The sequence below is a fragment of the Bacteroides sp. 214 genome, assembly GCF_010501015.1.
In the GTDB taxonomy this organism is placed as follows: Bacteria; Bacteroidota; Bacteroidia; order Bacteroidales; family Bacteroidaceae; genus Bacteroides.
Genome location: NZ_QVML01000002.1, coordinates 209,233 through 227,911, shown reverse-complemented (window position 1 = coordinate 227,911; position 18,679 = coordinate 209,233). Strand labels below are relative to the sequence as shown.

Genomic DNA, 18,679 nt, shown 5'->3' with positions numbered 1-18,679 from the left:
TAGAAAATATGTTTCACAACATCTTAGCAATATTTTAACAAATAAACAACACCTATTCATCTATTTTTTATAGATTTGTAAAACAAATACAAACAAACATAATTTTACAACGCTATGAGAAACCCACAAGAACTAACACACAAGCCTATTGATACTACTATCAAAGCACTTCAACGTATTGAAAAAATCACAGAAAGTCTTAACCCTCATTTGTTTTCTGTTACAGAAAGAATTTCACACATAGAAAGTATCGTAAACAATGTATATACATTAACACACAATGTAGATAGCTGCTGCAAAGCCATTTCTATTTTAGAAAAGCTAACCCAAGCACTTACTCCCATACCTATCATAGGAGAAATAATACTGCCTATATCTAGAATAATTGGTACAGCCGGAGAATTTGCAAAAGCAATGCACAATACATTGAAGAGCTTGGATAATGCGCTGAAAAAGCTACGCCAACTCCTGCAAAAAGTGCACGGAGGGGTAGACGAACTAGCTCAATGCAACAAGATGATACATGACCACATTCCGGAATTTATAAAAACGATCCGTATCATAGAATACCTCATTCAACTAGCCGAAATCGCAGCACCTATATTGATGGGAGATGATATCAACAAACGATTGAACGAGTTGATTGATCACTTAAAAAAGATAGAGAACGCGGCATCAATACCTATCAATGAGTTGGATAAACTACTAAATGAAATAGACAATGTAACAAACGCTATCGAAGAGGAGTGTAACAAAATTAAAGGAAACACGAAAGAACTGGCAAGCGGTATCGAGAAAATAGGAAACGTAATAAAAATCATCGAACCTATTGCTCGGGTGTTAAATACAATCATAGATGCTATAGCGCCCATCAAATGGGTACTAAACGCGATAGGCTGTCTGATTGACAAAATACTTAAACCTATTATCAATGCCATATTGGAAGTTACGGGATTAAATAGATTACTGGATTTTTTTAAAGAAAACCTCATGAAATATTTAGGTATCACGGCCATCATCGACGCGGTAAAAAAGCACCTGACCCCCGAAGACTTTTTAAAGAAACTGGAAAAATTGTCCGCTTCATTTCAGGAAATATCCTCCGGGTGGAATGTGTTATCCGCCTCCTTGGAGGATTTCTCTCCCATGAAGAAAATAGACATGGAGAAGAAAATAACAGAACTATTGTTTTCTGTGCTCAATGGAATAGCAGACCCAACCAAGCCAGCCCCCATACCTATCTGGCCAGATGAACCGGAACTTGCAATCAATTATAAATCAAAGATAGACATACCGAGATTTCAGAAAATAGACTGGACCTTCTACGACCCATCTATCGTTTTTGAACCAAAAACAAGCATATTAAGATTAGAAAAATACACACATCCAGAGGCAAAAAAACTGGAAGATAGAGTTGTTCAAACCAATATGATTGTGTGCGGCATCCACCCCATGCTAAAGACACTTACAGCCCGATTAGACCTTTTCGCTCACACCGCCATACTGCCCGGATACTTTAATAGTGAAATTGAGATGCTGAAAATTTACTTGGTCTTTGTCGACGATCTGGTTTCTTTTCTTTCTCAATTACCCCATATTCCGAAATCTATTCAAGAAATACTCTTTTCTATACATACATTTGTAATAGAACAACTTAACGACTGTTCTACCATTTCTGGAGAGATAAACACCCTACATTGCTGTATTAATGAGGTAGAGCAGCAACTAAACAACACATTAAAAACAATTCCCGAAGAGGAAGAGCTCTCTGCTGTATTGCAACGTATCCAAGCATGGCCCATCAGCCTCGAACATCTATTGGATGGTTTTAAGTTAGCCAAACACCATAAGCCTACCGAAAATCAACTGAAAGAACTAAAGGGGATAAACAACGGACTAAAAAAAGATGCAAAAGATTTATATCTTATTCTTGATGCTATTGATAAATCATCAAAAGGGGTTATCTCCAGTTTGAAAAACTTAGATAATGAAACGAACAAAAACATAAAAGCCCTGGAGCATTTATCGCCCGAAGGATACCTGCTTCCCCAAAAATACATGACAAGCATGTCTGAAATAGCTCGAATTTTACAACAGTTGGACACCATCTTCGAGCCTCTACTTTTATTGCTAGAAGTACTGCAAAAGAAAGAAGCGCACGGTGACAACTCTATTCCAGACCTATTTCGCATGCAAATAGTTCTTTTTTCAGAGAAAATGAAGAAACAGGTTGACAAGAGTGTTTTTATTGAAATACTGGAGTCCCTATTAAAAAGTCTCTCGCCCATAAGTCTCTTATGCAAAAAAATGAAAGAGATAAACAACCAACTACAAAGCAGTGCTCAAGAAGTACTCCTATCAGAATCAAAAATTCTGATAGTGCAAATAAAAGAACTGGTGCAAATATTGAACGAGGGAAAAACGTATGAGTTCAAAGATGAAGAGACATTAGAAATAATAACGAATAGATATTTTTCGCAAGAAGAGGTGGAAAAAGCCAAAGCACTTGCGAAAGAAATTATTAATTAACAATTAAAAACAACAAAATTATGAATGAAGAAAAAATGGTATTACTGTCAATGTATCCTTCTAATGGTCCCATGGATGTTGACAAATGGATTCAGTGGACACATATGTTTTGTTTTGTAGATGGAATAGCAAAAACCGTGCATGCAAAAATAGAGTCGGAAATTGCTAAAAAGGCACTCCTATCTCTACACAAAGCGCTTTTTCATGTAGATAAAGGGTTTATTGATGTTATAGATGCATTAAAAAAAGACCCACCCGAAATTCCACCTGTTCCTATCAATCCTTCGCCAATCATACCCTGGGATGATCCCTCCGCATTGAGAGGAATAATGCAAATAGTAGAAGCCGCATTGAAAGAACTGCTTACTATTCTCTCTAAACACATAGAAAACCCTATCTTATTGAAGCTCGTTCATGCGATAGGCGGATTAATTAACAGTATTGAAGATATTATCAAAATCTTCGAACAAGAGAAAATTTAGCAATAGCAAAATGTGACGAAACGTAAAATCCCCATAGAGGCACAGGCAGAACTCCCCTACCCGTGCCTCTTTTTTCTTCGCAATGCAACCTCCCACCTAACCTCCCCCCTAACCTCTCGGAACCTCCCCACCCTTGTCCTCTTTTTTTACGAAAAATAGCAAAAATACGTTAAAATAACCTCGAAAAATAAATAATTCGGACACGAAAATGGAGGTTCAAGAGGTTAAAAAGAGGTGTTTTGGCACTAAAAAAAAAGAGCACTATATAAGAACGCGCCCGGGCGCCCGCTTTACCCCCTTTAAAGTTTCGTTTTTTGAACCTCTATAGAGGTAGGTAACCACCCTCGGAAAAGAGGCTAAAAAAAGAAATAATATATATATAGTTTAAAGGAAATGCTGTTTTAAACGCTGAGTTACGCGGAGGGGTAGGTGAAATTCAGGTTACCACGGTGTACACAGGGTTACACAGAGTTTTAGTTACGATGCCGCATGGCTAATAACCCTCTGCGAAACTCTGTGAACTCTGTGGTAAAATAAAAACATGGATACCTGCGGCATCGAAAAACTAAAACTCTAAAACTTAAACCCTCCGCGTAACTCGCGCAACTCAGCGTTTAATCTGAATTTAATCCATTGCATTATTCCCATAACTCAATGCATTAGCACCACTAAAGCATTGCATTATCTGCATAACTCAATGCTTTAAGCAGCAAACACCAGGAAGGAAACCAAAGGAGGATACCTGCGGCATCGAAAAACTTTAAAACTTAACCCCTCCGCGCAACTCGCGTAACTCAGCGTTTAACCTGAATTCAATCTGTCAAAAAGAAAACACACAAAACCCACCCAACTTCACTATTTTTGAAACTTTTTTCACTCAAATATTATAATTATGTCAAAAAAACATCTAAAACGGTAGAAATCGTACAGACAGAAGATGCGAATTGCATCATTGTGGTAAACAAGCAAACAGAAGAGGTAAAGAGAATACTTCGGATGGTAGAACATGGTAGCCAACGGATAGTGGTAAGTGCTGATAGAGAGTTGGTTATCGAACTGTTCCTGCTACTGACACAAAACGAACCGGGCAGGGAAAAACCACGAAGCGTAAGGGAGATAACACGGATCATAGAGCTGGTATTCGACCTGAGGGTACGAAACGCACCCCAACAGAGCCTCGGAACGCAATCGCTTGAAACCATGATACATAACTACATCAGGGAAAAGGCGGAGAGAGAGCAAGACGCTCAGTAACAACACCTTAGACAAACAACGGCAAATATCTCTATTTGAATATGTCAATTCTAAAGGGGATATTTGCCGTCGCATTTGGTAGAGCGTTTCTGCCAAACTAGAAAAACATATAAATTGAGATGACACAAGAAACTAAAAATGAGGTTCAAGTAACTTCCTATCGTGGTTTTACAAAGGTAAATGGGTATCTATCCATCAAAGAGCTGGCAGAGATGATTAAGTCCGAAAAGTATGCCAAGAACGTCGAGAAAATAAACCGGCTGATGGCACTCGGGAAAAAAGAAGAGGCAAACAGGGTGAAGAGACAACTAAGCTTTTTTACAGTCACCACCACGTACCGCGAAGAAAGGCTGCCGCACAGCATAACTGCCTACAATGACTTGATAACAATAGACATTGACGGACTGAGCGACGAGGATGTCCTACGCCTACGCCCTATCATAGAACAGGACGAAGCCACCCTCCTCGGCTTCCTCACGGTGAAAAGGCATGGTTTCAAAATCATAGCATACCTGCGCACACCTGCCGCCAGCAGACTAAGGGATATGTACCTCAACGGCACAGAAATTGGTTACAGCGAGCTGGAGAGGTATCACTACGAAATGTACCAACTCACGCGCCAATACTACGAGCAGATAACGGGTGTAAAGGTAGATACCTCGGGCAAAGACATCTCCAGAGGGACGTTCGCCTCTTACGACCCGCAGGTATTCTTCTCGCCGGAACGACTGCAACAGGCTACCTTACGCAGAATACCTACCGTAACAGAGCTGCCGGCACGCAATAAAAGCAAGAACAACGAAGATGTATCGGGAATTATGCCCAGCAGCGTGCCGCAAACAACCGACTACATAGATCCTGCCATACGAATGGCTTACAAAAAATGCGTGAAAGCCATTCAGAAGGAATACAGCTACACCGAAGGAGAATACAACACGTTTCTCTTTGCACTGGGCAACAAATGTATGTCGCGCAAACTGCCCATAGCAGCCGTATTGCAGCTTGCCGCCGAAGAGTTTGGCGAAGGAGGACGATGGAACACGCACGACCCCATACGCAACGCCTATACCTACAACGACAAAACCGAAAAGGCCGAAAAAGAGAAGTTACCACCCACGCAACGAACAATTCAGTACCTGGACAACCATTTCTCTTTCCGCAGAAACTCCATTATGGAACGGCTGGAAATGAAAGAAAAAGCACAGGAGCACGAACCTTACAGAATCATGCGGACGAAAGATTTCAACAGTATCTACCTGCACATCTGCCAAGCGGGAATCTCGCTTTCGCAGCAAAACCTCAAAGCCATCATCGACTCGGAATACACAGCCGACTATAACCCGATTACCGACTACTTCGCCGCCCTGCCGCCTTGGGATGGAGAGACGGACTACATAGGCGAACTGGCAAAAACCATCGAGACGGACGACCCCGACTTCTGGGACGACGCGCTACGCCGCTGGATTACCGCCATGACAGCCTGCGCCATGGGGATACAAGAAGCCAATCAGCAGGTGTTGCTACTGCATGGCGGACAGGGCAAAGGAAAAAGTACATGGATACGGCATCTGCTGCCACCCACACTCAAAGAATACTACCGCAACGGCATGGTAGACCCACACAACAAGGACGACATGATGATGCTCGCCACCCGCCTGCTCATCAACATGGAAGAGTTTGAAGGGGCGAAGCAAAGCGATGTGGCAGAGCTTAAACGCATCATCGCACTGGAAAGCATCAGCCTGCGCAAGCCCTACGACATACAGGCACACTCCTACCCGCGCAAAGCATCGTTCATAGGAAGCACCAACAACCTGCAGTTCCTCAAGGACAATACCGGCTCCAGACGTTTTCTGGTGGTTTCGGTGAAGAATATTGACTACAAATCGCCCATCAACCACACGGGGATATTCAGTCAGGCACGCGCATTGGCACAAAGCGATTATCAATACTGGTACGAAGGCAACGAGGTAGATAACATCAACGCCCGCAACGAAAAGCACCGCATCAAAGACCCGTTGGAAGAGAACCTTTACATCTACTTCCGAAAGGCAACAAACAAATCAATAGAGATTAAATGGAAAGCGGCAGCAGCCATCCTCGCCACACTAAGTATGTACGGACGCACACAGGCCAATGCCCAAACCCAACAAATACTGGTGCACATACTGGAAAAAGAGAAGTTCAGGAAAAGAAAAAACGCGCAGGGAATTACCGAATACGCGGTCGTTGTCCTCACCTCCGAAGAGATAGAGATGAACGCGCGAAGAGCAGAAGAAAAGCCGGTTGAGAGAATGGGGGAATTGCCGTTCTAGGTTAATTTAATTAAACGCGAGTTACGCAAAGTTACGCGGAGGATTATTATCCATATCGATTGAGACACAGCGCAGGCTTCAATTGTATTACATATAATGGATATCAATAATTTAAACTAAATTTGCAGAACCAAATTGCGGTTTATTTGCCACAATAGAAAAACGGCGATAATAATGGCTAAGATAAAAGTACAAGAAACAGACATCACAATTGTTCGTGTAAATAATGGCGACTATATATCTTTGACTGACATGGCGAATGCCAAAGAAAGTGGAAGCCGGGCAGCCGATATTATTAAGAACTGGCTAAGAAACAGATATACTCTCGAATTTCTCGGTACTTGGGAGATTATAAATAATCCCAATTTTAAAGTGGTCGAATTTGACCACTTTAAGTCACAAGCCGGATTACCCAGTTTTGTAATGAGCGTTTCAGAGTGGATTCAGAAAACAGATGCAATAGGTATTGTAGTCCAAAAAGGAAAATACGGTGGGACTTTCGCCCACAAAGATATTGCATTTGAATTTGGATCTGCCATCAGCGTACAATTCAAGCTCTATTTGATTACCGAGTTCCAACGCCTCAAAGAGCATGAGCAGCAACAACTTGGTTGGTCTGCTAAACGAGAACTGTCGAAAATCAATTATCACATCCATACAGATGCAGTAAAGCATAATCTTATACCGGAGGCACTCACGGCTCAACAAGTATCAATTGTATATGCCAGCGAAGCGGATGTGCTAAATATGGCTCTCTTTGGTATAACTGCAAAGCAATGGCGTGATACTAATCCTGACCTGAAAGGTAATATCCGGGATTATGCTACCATTAACGAGCTGATATGCTTGTCGAATATGGAGAACATTAATGCGGTTTTAATAAATGAGCAAATTCCACAATCTGACCGCTTACTAAAACTCAATCAGATAGCGATCCAACAGATGCGAGTATTGCAGGAAGTTGAAAATCGTAAATTATTGAAATAAATCAATATTAAACGCGAGTTACGCGGAGTTACGCGGAGGATTATTAGCCATATAGATTGAGACATAACACAGCATCATTGCAAAATGTCCTCCTCCGCCCTTTGGGCACCTCCTCCCAAAGGAGGATACCTGCGGCATCGAAAAAGTAAAAAAAATAAAACCTAAACCCTCCGCGTAACTCGCGTAACTCAGCGTTTAACCTGAATTTAATTCTATGGTTCTCCCAAATACCTCACAATAATCGCTACTTCCTTAGGTGTAAACGTTCGTCGGTATTTATTGTAGCAGATGGCATCGAGCTCAGCCGACAGTTGTTCATTTTCTTTAATCCAGCGCGAAAGAGTTTTCAGGGCTACGGTAACACAAGAGGTGGGGTTATAGAGAATGGCCAATTCTACCTTTGTATAGGCTTTGGACTGGAAAGGATTTTCGTCGGTTGGGAGTTGTTTCATTGCTACATTTCTGATTTTTCTACCCATAAAGATACTAAAAATCGACATAAAAACAGCAAAAAAACTTCCGTAAACTCCCGTATCTTCCCGTATCTTTCCAACAACTCCCGTAAACTCCCGTAACCCGACCGGGACGAAAATCAAGTAGCTACTTTTGTAAAGAGAAAAGGAAATAACATAGAAGAAGCTGTTCTTGTTTTCCTACTCCTAATTATTAATTAAGAAACTGTTTTGAAACAGTCTCTAAAAACTTACAAAACATGCCAGTACCTTACAAAAAAATTAAGCGCAAGGATCCTCGCAACGTAGCATCCGTAGCCAAGTATTATCCGCAGTTAGTAACCCTGGGAAACAGTGCCGACCTCGACGATGTGGCCTACCTGATGAAAGAGGCCAGTTCCCTCTCCCTGGGAGACATTAAGAGTGTATTGACCAATTTCTCGGAGTCTATGCGCACACTGCTCTACAGCGGTCAGTCGGTCAACATCAAAGACTTCGGTGTGTTCAGCCTGGGTGCCCGCACATTCGGTTCCGAAGTAGAAAAAGAGTGTGGTGTAAAGAACATCAAAGCGGTAAGAATAAACTTCCGCGCGTCCAACACCGTTAAGCCCAATCTGGGTGCCACCCGCGCAGGAGAGCGCATCAAGTTTTACGATGTTGCAATCGGAGTTACCGGAGAGGTAAAAGACGAAGAAAACAACAGTGGTGGTGACGAAACCCCAGGTGGAGATGGAGATGGTGGATTTACCGACCCTACCACATAATAATTAAAAATTACATTGCCCTATGAAATCTATTATTCAAAAATTGTTGGATTTTATCCTTGCCGTGCTTCCCTTCCTGAAGAAGAAGGATGCCAAAAAGCTCAAAGAATTCAGTGACTTGGTTATGAGTCAATACAGCTTTTTGATGGAGCAGGTAGAAAAAGTGTTGAAAGATTACTTTGAGCTAAGCGACAAGGTAACAGAGATGCACAGTGAAGTATTCAGACTCAGACAGGAACTGAAAAGAGCCTTGTTGGAGAAGTGCGAGGCTGCTGAGTGCAAGGAAAGAATTTAGTTTTCACCACAGAGTAACACAGAGTTTCGCAGAGGATAATATTAAAAAAAATAAAAACTCCATGTAACTCTGTGTACTCTGTGGTAAAATAAACCATGAATTATATGAGAAAAATAGATCTTATTGTCATTCACTGCTCCGCCACTCGTGAAGGAAATAGTTATACAGCACACGACCTTGAGCGCGACCACCGCCTACGTGGTTTCAGTGGCATCGGTTACCATTACTACATCCGCATAAACGGAGAAATAATCAACACACGCCCCATAGAGAAGATGGGGGCACATGCCAAAGGATACAACCAGCACTCTATTGGTATTTGCTACGAAGGTGGATTGGATACTTATGGAAAGCCCAAAGACACACGCACCGCACCACAGAAACATTCCTTGCAGGTGGTTATATCCGAGTTGCTCGCACGATTTGCCCAGTGCCGCGTATGTGGTCATCGCGACCTTAGCCCCGACCTGAATGGCAATGGCGAGATCGAAGAGAAAGAGTGGGTTAAAGTGTGTCCGTGTTTTGAGGTACAGCGCAGCCGGTAACTTCTTTACACCAAATGCGCAATCAGCTCCTCGCGACTACCATGCAGCAGGTCAATTACCGGTACTTCGATCATGGTGTAGCAGCCGGGTTGCTGTTTCATAGAGGCACGTGCTACACACAATAATACTTGTGCTGTAAGCGCCGGATTGTTTATTTTCATGTTGAACTCAAAGAGTTGGTTTTGTGTTTTGCCCGACACACCTTTGCGGGTAAGGCTTACGCCATGTCCCATGTCGAGTAGGTCGTCTACACAGGGAACTTCCTTTACATGAGTTTCGTCGTTTACAAAGTAAGCGTCGGCTTTAATGGCGGCGGCTACCTCTTCAAACTTATATCCTTCTTTCACTTCTATGTACACCATGCGGCGGTGTATGCCCGTTCCGGTAGGGATGGTCATAGAGAGCGCGGCTTTCACACCTTCAATGGCTTTTACTGCTACGGTATGCCCCATACTCATGCCGGGACCGAAGTTTGTGTAGGTAATTCCTTTGGGAGCAATGGCTTCGAACATGGCGCGAACCACCGAGTCGCTACCCGGATCCCAACCAGCCGAGATGATAGAAACAGCATTGTGTGCTTTGGCCACTCCGTTGAGCTCGCGACGCAGATCTACAATGCCGGTATGGATGTCAAAACTATCTACGGTATTAATGCCCATAGCTAAGTATTCTTTCGCATATTTTTCTACGCTGCGGGTAGGTGTACAAAGAATAGCTACGTTTACATCTGTCAAATCTTTCATATCTTTAACCACGGTGTAGTCATTTAACTCAACCGGTTTGTTATCGCTACCACTACGACGAACAACACCGGCTACCTCAAAATCGGGTGATGCTTCAATGGCTTCTAACACATATTTTCCGATGTTACCATACCCTACTATGGCTGCTCTAAGTTTCTTCATGTTGTTATCTTTTTGTTAGTATGTTTATATTATTGGTTGCAAAAGTAACGATATTATTTTGTTTTTATGGATAGATGGCAAGGTTACAAGGCGTTTTTTAGGAATTCTTTTTATAGGCAAAGAGAAAAACTAATAAATTGAAATACTATAATCATCGCGCGTACGTTATAATAGTGAATTTAATAAATACGGTTATAATATGATAGAATATATAAAAGGAAATGTAGAGGAGCTTACACCTGCAGTTGCAGTGATTGACTGTAATGGCGTGGGGTATGCTGCAAATATCTCTCTGAATACCTATTCGGCCATTCAAGGAAAGAGTAGTTGTAAGTTGTTTATCCACGAAGCCATTCGCGAGGATGCTTATGTGCTTTATGGTTTTGCAAGCAAGCAAGAACGCGAGCAGTTTCTTTTACTCATCTCCGTATCGGGCATTGGTGGCAATACGGCACGGATGATACTTTCGGCTATGTCGCCTTCCGAACTATCCAACGCCATAAGCAGCGGCAACGTTGCCATGCTGAGAATGATCAAAGGCATCGGACTCAAAACTGCCGAGCGCATGATTGTGGAGTTGAAAGACAAGATGAAGATTGCCGCAGGTGGTGCAGGCGAAGAAATAGCAGTGGCTACCAGTAGTGTGATACAAGAAGAGGCGGTCTCCGCACTTACCATGCTCGGCTTCCCTGCCGCCGCTTCGCAAAAGGTAGTGCTTGCCGTACTGAAGGAAGACCCGCAAGCATCGGTCGAAGGCGTTATCAAACAAGCCTTGAAGCGATTCTGATGCAGAGTTGGCTGTTACGAAGTTTACTGATATTGCTGTTTGCCTTTGGGGTGAACAGCTTTTCTGCTATTGCACAAACCGTTCAGCCCAAAGACTCGATACCTGCCCGTTTCCCTGTTAGCAAAACAGTTCCTTCGCAGCTCGAAGACCTTAACCGTGCGCCAGCCGATTTCAAAACACCCGAAAATGTGCGCACCGTGGTGGAGTACGACGCAGAGAATAACATGTATCGCGTATGTACCAAAATAGGCGATGTAAATCTTGCAGCACCTATCCTGTTAACCCCTGAGGAGTATGCCAACTGGAAGTTTCAACAACAAATGAACGATTACTTCCGACGTGCCAACAGCGAGCAGCGCGAAAAAGGAAAAGATGCTTTTGACTTTACAGACATGAACTTCAACCTCGGACCTGCCGAAAAAATATTCGGTCCCGGTGGTGTACAAATCCAAATGCAGGGAAGCGCCGAACTTAGTTTTGGTATGAACTACCGGAAAGTAGATAACCCCACATTGTCGTCGAGTGCGCGCAAGTCCATCGGTTTCGATTTTGAAGAGAAAATAAACACAAGCATCACCGGTAAGGTGGGCGATAAGGTAAACTTAGACCTCAACTACAACACCGATGCCACCTTCGACTTCGATACCAAAAAGATAAAGTTAAGTTATGAGGGTAAGGAAGACGAAATAATCAAACTATTGGAAGGTGGTAACGTAAGTATGCCTACCAACGGAACGTTGATTCGTGGTGCCAGTTCGCTGTTTGGTATTCGTGCCGACCTGCAATTCGGTAAACTGAAGCTACAAACGGTAGTGAGCCAACAAGAGTCCGAGTCCAAGACGGTGACCAGTAAAGGTGGGTCGCAAACTACACCTTTTGAGTTCTCTGCCGATAAGTACGATGAGAATCGCCACTTCTTTCTGGCGCATTACTTCCGCGATAATTATGATAATAACATGTCCAAACTACCCACAGTACTATCGGGGGTAAGCATTAGCCGTGTAGAAGTTTGGGTAACCAATAAGCGAAGCAATTATGATAATCCGCGAAACGTTGTCGCATTGGTAGATTTGGGCGAGGGTAGTCATATCAGTAATAGCTTCTGGCACTCTACCGGTGGTTTGGTTGCCGCACCTTTCAACGATGCCAACAACCTTTACCAACAAATGGTAAGCACCTATGCCGAAGCGCGAGACATCAGCAAGGTAACCGGAGTAATGACTGCCATACCCGGTATTGAGAATGGCAATGATTTTGAGAAAATAGAAAGCGCCCGCCTGCTTACCTCTTCAGAGTACACGCTTAACACTCAAATAGGTTACCTCTCGCTGAAGCAATCTTTACAGCCCGACGAAGTGCTTGCCGTAGCTTTTGAATATACATTGAATGGCAAGCGCTATCAGGTTGGGGAGTTTTCTTCCGATATTAAGGATACTAAGTCTTCTCTTTACGTTAAACTGTTGAAAAACACCTCCAACTCTCCTGATGCCGGCTGCTGGGATTTGATGATGAAAAACGTTTATGCGCTCGGTGCCAATCAGATACAAAGAGATAAGTTCCGTCTGGACATTACCTACCAAAGCGATACGGCAGGTGTTTATCTCAAATACATTCCGGAGGGGGCAATAGATCGTTTGCCACTACTTCGCGTGATGAACCTCGACCGCCTCAACTCCAGCAACCAATCGGGTTCCGATGGTCTTTTCGACTTTGTAGAAGGCTATACAGTCCTGGCACAAAATGGTCGTATTTATTTTCCTGTTGTCGAACCTTTCGGCTCGCACTTGCGCAAGATGATTGGTAACGATGCCATTGCCGATAAATACGTCTTCGAAGAGCTTTACGATTCTACGCTGACCGTGGCACGACAGATTGCCGAAAAGAACAAATTCCGCTTACAGGGGGAATACCGTGGAAGTTCGGGTTCGGAAATACGCCTGGGTTCTATGAATATTCCCGCAGGGTCGGTGGTGGTAACTGCGGGCGGAGTTACTTTAACCGAGAATAGTGACTATACCATAGATTATAATCTCGGTGTAGTAACCATCATCAATCAGAATATCATCGACGCGGGCACAGCAGTAAGTGTAAATCTGGAAAGTAACACCCTGTTCAATATGCAGCGCAAAACAATGATGGGATTGAACTTTACCTACGACTACAGCAAAGACTTCCAGTTTGGAGGTACCATACTACACCTCAAAGAGAAACCACTTGTGAGTAAAGTGGCTATGGGCGACGAACCCATATCCAATACGTTGTGGGGCGTAAATTTCTCATGGAAGAAAGAGTCGCAGTGGCTTACAAATATGCTCGACAAGTTGCCGTTCGTCAATGCCACACAACCCTCGCAGATTAATCTTACAGGAGAATTTGCCCACCTGATGCCCGGAACAAGCAGTGATATACAAAGTAACGCTTCGTACATCGACGATTTTGAAACCACCCAATCGGGTATCGACCTGCGGCAGCCTTCGTACTGGATGTTGGCAAGCACACCATACAGTAAAACAAACCCACTCTTCCCGGAAGCGGAGAAATTTAATGATATAGAATATGGCAAAAACCGCGCATTGCTGGCATGGTACTATATCGACCGGCTGTTTACCCGTCGCAACTCATCACTTACACCCACACATATCAAGAATGATGTGGAGCAACTTTCCAATCATTACGTGCGCGAAGTATATGAACAAGAGGTGTTCCCCAATAAAGAAATTACGAATCAGGAATCTTCAACAATCTCTATTCTGAACCTCGCTTACTATCCCGAAGAGCGTGGGCCCTACAACTTGGATACTCATCTTACTTCGGATGGAAAACTGCTCAACCCCGATAAACGTTGGGGTGGAATGATGCGTAAGTTAGACACAAGTGACTTTGAATCTTCCAATATTGAATACATCGAGTTTTGGCTGCTCGACCCGTTTCTTTACGAAAACGAAACGACCAAGCGTCGTGGTGGCGACCTGTACATCAACCTTGGCGAAATATCTGAAGATATACTTAAAGATGGCAAGAAATTCTTTGAAAACGGATTGCCTACCGATGGCGATGTCAGCAAAGTAGAAGAAACCGTATGGGGGCGCGTACCCAAGGAGCGTAGCATTGTTTATGCTTTTGACAATAGTACCGGCTCGCGCAGGACGCAAGATGTGGGACTCAATGGTCTTTCTACCGAAGACGAACGCAACTTCCCAACTTACAACAACTACCTGAGTCAGGTAAGCAGCGTTGTGACCCAACCCGAAGCTTACCAACGTTTCTACGAAGACCCTGCCGCCGATAACTATCATTATTTCCGCGGTTCGGACTACGACCAGGAAGAACGCAGCATCCTGGAACGCTACAAATATTATAACAACACAGAGGGAAATTCCATCGCTTCCGAAGACTCGCCCGAACGTTACGATACCTCGGCGAAGACTGTTCCCGATGTAGAAGATATCAACCAAGACAATACGTTGAACGAAACGGAGAAATATTTCCAATACCAAGTGAGTATTCGCCCCGAAGATATGCGGGTGGGTAGCAACTATATCAGCGACGTGCGCAAATCGAGCGTGAAGCTACGCAACGGAAATACGGAAGAGGTAAGCTGGTACCAGTTTAAGATTCCCGTGAAATCGGGTACGCCACATGGTAGCATCAAGGATTTTAAGTCTATCCGCTTTATGCGTATGTTTATGACAGACTTTGAGCAACCTGTTGTGCTTCGCTTCGCTACATTGGAGCTGGTACGTGGCGAGTGGCGCTCCTATACCGAAGCGCTGTACAACCTGCAAAATCCGGCACCAACCATTACCGGCACATTAGGGGTATCGACCGTGAATATTGAAGAAAACGGCGACCGCACTCCGGTAAACTATGTGCTTCCTCCGGGCATTTCGCGTGTTATTGATCCGGGACAGCCACAGCTTCGCCAACAAAACGAGCAAGCCCTTAGCTTGAAAGTAACCGACTTGGCAGGTGGAGACGCGCGTGCCGTATATAAAAATACAGGTATGGATATGCGGCAATACAAACGATTGCAAATGTTTGTACACGCCGAAGAAGTGCTGGACGATATGACCAACCCCGAAGATGGCGAACTTGCCATGTTTATTCGTCTTGGTTCCGATTATCGCAGCAATTACTACGAATATGAAATTCCGTTGAAACTTACTCCACACGGTTCGTACAGCGATCAAACACTCGAAGGCAGGTTGGCGGTATGGCCGGAGGATAATATGCTCGACATTCCCTTCACGGTTTTTACTAACTTGAAGAAGGCGCGCAACGCGGATAAAAATGATAAACTTTCGGATGTGAGCTTTGCCACACTCTATTACGATTACGATCCCGACAAACCCGCCAACAGGGTAAGTGTGATTGGTAACCCTTCGCTTGCCGAAGTGAAAACCATTATGGTTGGAGTACGTAATAATGCCCGTTCCAAGAAATCGGTGGAGATTTGGCTTAATGAACTCAGGCTCACGGAGTTCAACGAAGAGGGCGGTTGGGCTGCGCGTGGCAACTTGAATGTACAGCTTTCGGACTTAGGGTCGGTAAACCTGGCAGGGCATGTAGAAACGGCGGGCTTTGGCGGACTGGAGCAGAGTGTGAGTGAACGTCGTCTGGACGATTACTACCAATATAACTTTACCACAAGCATGGAACTTGGACGATTCCTTCCTGCCAAAGCGAAGATATCCGCACCAATCTATTACTCCTATTCGAGGGAAATAACCTCACCGAAATATAATCCGTTGGACAAAGATATGCTCTTGGATGATGCACTCGACGCATTGGATACGAAACACGAAAAAGACTCTTTGAAGAGTTTGGCACGCGAACTGGCTACCTACAAAAACTTTAGTTTAAGTAATATGAAGGTAAACGTTGCCAGTAAAAACCCTATGCCCTACGACCCTGCCAACTTTACGCTAAGCTATGCCTATACACAGCGTTACAATGAGGGAAGCACCACCGCCTACGAAAACGAAGTGGATTGGAGAGCCAGCTTGTCATACAACTACTCGCCCACATTCAAGGCGTGGGAACCCATGAAGAATATGAAGAGTAAATCGCCATGGTTAAAGTTCTTCAAAGAATTTAATCTGAACTGGATTCCGCAAAGCATATCTTTCAACACAGACCTCACGAGGCATTATTATGAGTTGCAAACACGCGAAGTAGAAAGTACGGATGTAGCTACCGAGATACCCGTTTCTTTTGCTAAGGAGTTCTTCTGGAACAGGGATTTGGCCATCCGGTGGGATTTGAGTAAAAATCTTCAAATGAACTATACCTCGGCTACCCGCGCAGAGATTGAAGAGCCTTATGTGCCGGTGAATAAAGACCTGTATCCCAACGAATACGAGATATGGAAAGACTCGGTAAAGCGTAGCTTGGCATCGCTGGGTCGCCCGTTGGACTATAAGCAAACGTTTAATCTGAATTATAAACTCCCGTTCGACAAGTTCCCGCTGACCGACTGGATTACAGCCGATACCCGTTTCTCATCTTCCTATAACTGGGATAGAGGAGTCTCTTATACGGATATGCCCTTCTTAGGAAATACCATTGCTAACCAACGCTCGCTGGATTTAAATACGAGCTTTAAGTTAGAGAACTTATATAATAAGGTACCATTCCTGAAAGAGGTGAATCGTAAGTTTGCTTCGACCAGTCGTACACCGGCTCGTCCTACCAAACCCACAGCTCCTAAAAAGATAGAACGGGAGATAGAGCTGAAACCAGATACCACCGTGCTATTGGAACATAAACTTGCTACGAAGAATCCCAAAATAGTAGCTTTAACCACCAGTGGAAGACGTTATCCTGTGAGATACAAAGTACTCAATCCTAATGCGATACGTATAGAGAACCGCGATTCTATCCGCATCAAGGTTACGGTGGTGCCCGGCCCCAGGAAAGAAGACCAGACCTGGTATAAAACGGCACAGTCTGTTTCGCGCTTTGCCATGATGGTGCGTAGCATCAGCGCAACGTATAAGAATACCTTTGCTATGACGCTGCCCGGATTTATCCCCGAGGTAGGCGATGCCTTTGGGCAAACAAAGAATTATGGCGTCATGGCTCCCGGCCTTGATTTCGCCTTCGGACTAACGGGTAACGACTACATTGAAAAAGCCATCGACAAAGGTTGGCTCATGCAGAACGACTCGGTAACTTCGCCCGCCACTACCAATGCCATGCAGGATTTGCAGTTGCGCATGACGCTGGAACCTTTCCGCGATATGAAGATAGATCTCAATGCAGGCTGGACACGCAATAAATCGCGCGAAGTACAATTTATGTACGAGGACTCGCCCGAGCTACGTAGCGGTAGCCTTAATATGACGGTGCTTACCATTGGAAGTGCTTTCGAAAGTAGCAAAGCATCCAACGGGTATAGTTCCAAAACATTCGACCGCTTCCTTAAAAATCTTGATGTCATTCAGCAGCGGGTGGAAGCCAAGTACATAGGGGCTACCTATCCCGCGGGAACTTCTTTGGCAGGGCAACCCTTCGACCCCGCCAATGGCACTGTCAATAAATACTCTCCCGAAGTTATGATGCCCGCTTTCCTTGCTGCTTACACCGGACGAAGTGGTAAGAGCGCCTCACTCGATATCTTCCCCGATATTCTTTCGATAATGCCCAACTGGCGTGTTACGTACAGCGGACTCAGCAAGCTCGCCTTCTTCAAAAAGCACTTCAAAAGCGTTAACATCAACCATGCGTACCGCAGCACTTACAGCATTGGTTCGTATAGTACTTTCCAAAGTTTTATGAGCTACATGGGCGATATCGGCTTTATTGAAGACGTACAAACGGGCGACCCGATGCCTTCCAGCATGTACGATGTGAGCATGGTGTCTATCAACGAGCAGTTCTCGCCGCTTCTGGGTGTGGACCTGACGTTACATAGTGGCATCAACTTCAAGGCGGAATATAAAACTACGCGTGTAGTCAACCTCAGTATGGCGGCCTATCAGTTGAGCGAGAGTAGCTCCAACGACTTAGTGTTTGGCATGGGCTATAAAATACTTAATTTCCAACTCTTTAAGGGACGCAACACCCGCAACAGCAAGAAAGTTGTCAGCAATGACCTCACCCTTCGCGCCGATATATCTTTCCGCAACCAGTCGGCACTAAGTCGAAACATACAGATGGAAAGCACCCAAGCCACAAGCGGAAACGAAGCCTTTAAGTTATCCTGCACTGCCGACTATGTGTTGAGTAAGATGCTTACTCTACGTGTGTTTTATGATATGCAGCGGAACAAGCCACTGGTTTCGGCTACTTCGTATCCTGTTACCACTGCCGACTTTGGAGTTAGTATGAGGTTCTCGCTGACGAGGTAAAATTACACGAAT

The 18,679-nt window shown here is 44.2% G+C and carries 12 protein-coding genes; 10 read left to right on the top strand and 2 right to left on the bottom strand.

Annotation, left to right across the window (positions count from 1 at the left end; all coding sequences use genetic code 11):
* Window positions 1-114 precede the first annotated feature (114 nt).
* From D0T50_RS02595 to D0T50_RS02575, 5 genes are all read left to right on the top strand, one after another.
* Window positions 115-2,529, top strand: coding sequence for a hypothetical protein (locus D0T50_RS02595; RefSeq protein WP_163221691.1), 2,415 nt, complete (start codon window positions 115-117; stop codon window positions 2,527-2,529).
* Between the two features lie 20 nt (window positions 2,530-2,549).
* The gene (locus D0T50_RS02590; protein WP_163221690.1) at window positions 2,550-3,011 is read left to right on the top strand and encodes a hypothetical protein; all 462 of its coding nucleotides are present in this window, start codon (window positions 2,550-2,552) and stop codon (window positions 3,009-3,011) included.
* 861 nt (window positions 3,012-3,872) lie between these two features.
* A complete protein-coding gene (locus tag D0T50_RS02585) occupies window positions 3,873-4,265 on the top strand; it encodes a hypothetical protein (RefSeq protein WP_163221688.1) in 393 nt (130 codons plus the stop codon).
* 119 nt (window positions 4,266-4,384) lie between these two features.
* On the top strand, window positions 4,385-6,580 hold the full coding sequence (locus tag D0T50_RS02580; protein ID WP_163221686.1) for a VapE domain-containing protein: 2,196 nt from the start codon (window positions 4,385-4,387) through the stop codon (window positions 6,578-6,580).
* 174 nt (window positions 6,581-6,754) lie between these two features.
* Window positions 6,755-7,567, top strand: coding sequence for a KilA-N domain-containing protein (locus D0T50_RS02575; protein ID WP_163221684.1), 813 nt, complete (start codon window positions 6,755-6,757; stop codon window positions 7,565-7,567).
* A 212-nt stretch (window positions 7,568-7,779) separates the two neighbouring features.
* Here D0T50_RS02575 and D0T50_RS02570 read toward each other — a convergent pair whose 3' ends face one another.
* On the bottom strand, window positions 7,780-8,019 hold the full coding sequence (locus D0T50_RS02570; RefSeq protein ID WP_163221682.1) for a DUF4248 domain-containing protein: 240 nt from the start codon (window positions 8,017-8,019) through the stop codon (window positions 7,780-7,782).
* Window positions 8,020-8,279: 260 nt separating this feature from the next.
* Between D0T50_RS02570 and D0T50_RS02565 the strand changes: the two genes are divergently transcribed.
* The 3 genes from D0T50_RS02565 (at window position 8,280) to D0T50_RS02555 (ending at window position 9,623) form a co-directional block, all read left to right on the top strand.
* Window positions 8,280-8,783, top strand: coding sequence for an HU family DNA-binding protein (locus tag D0T50_RS02565; protein ID WP_163221680.1), 504 nt, complete (start codon window positions 8,280-8,282; stop codon window positions 8,781-8,783).
* A 31-nt stretch (window positions 8,784-8,814) separates the two neighbouring features.
* Window positions 8,815-9,078 (top strand): hypothetical protein, encoded by a 264-nt coding sequence (locus D0T50_RS02560; protein ID WP_370520869.1) that lies wholly within the window; start codon window positions 8,815-8,817, stop codon window positions 9,076-9,078.
* 104 nt (window positions 9,079-9,182) lie between these two features.
* Window positions 9,183-9,623: an N-acetylmuramoyl-L-alanine amidase gene (locus D0T50_RS02555; RefSeq protein WP_163221676.1), complete on the top strand. Its 441-nt coding sequence runs from the start codon at window positions 9,183-9,185 to the stop codon at window positions 9,621-9,623.
* A 5-nt stretch (window positions 9,624-9,628) separates the two neighbouring features.
* Here D0T50_RS02555 and D0T50_RS02550 read toward each other — a convergent pair whose 3' ends face one another.
* Entirely contained in the window at window positions 9,629-10,528 is a 900-nt protein-coding gene (locus D0T50_RS02550) for a diaminopimelate dehydrogenase (RefSeq protein ID WP_163221674.1), read from the bottom strand.
* Between the two features lie 199 nt (window positions 10,529-10,727).
* Here D0T50_RS02550 and ruvA point away from each other — a divergent pair, with 199 nt between their 5' ends.
* Together ruvA and sprA are read left to right on the top strand one after the other, a co-directional pair.
* Window positions 10,728-11,315, top strand: coding sequence for a Holliday junction branch migration protein RuvA (ruvA, locus tag D0T50_RS02545; RefSeq protein ID WP_163221672.1), 588 nt, complete (start codon window positions 10,728-10,730; stop codon window positions 11,313-11,315).
* Window positions 11,315-18,667, top strand: coding sequence for a cell surface protein SprA (sprA, locus tag D0T50_RS02540; protein WP_163221666.1), 7,353 nt, complete (start codon window positions 11,315-11,317; stop codon window positions 18,665-18,667). The genes ruvA and sprA overlap by 1 nt, the downstream gene beginning before the upstream one ends.
* The last annotated feature ends 12 nt before the right edge of the window (window positions 18,668-18,679 follow it).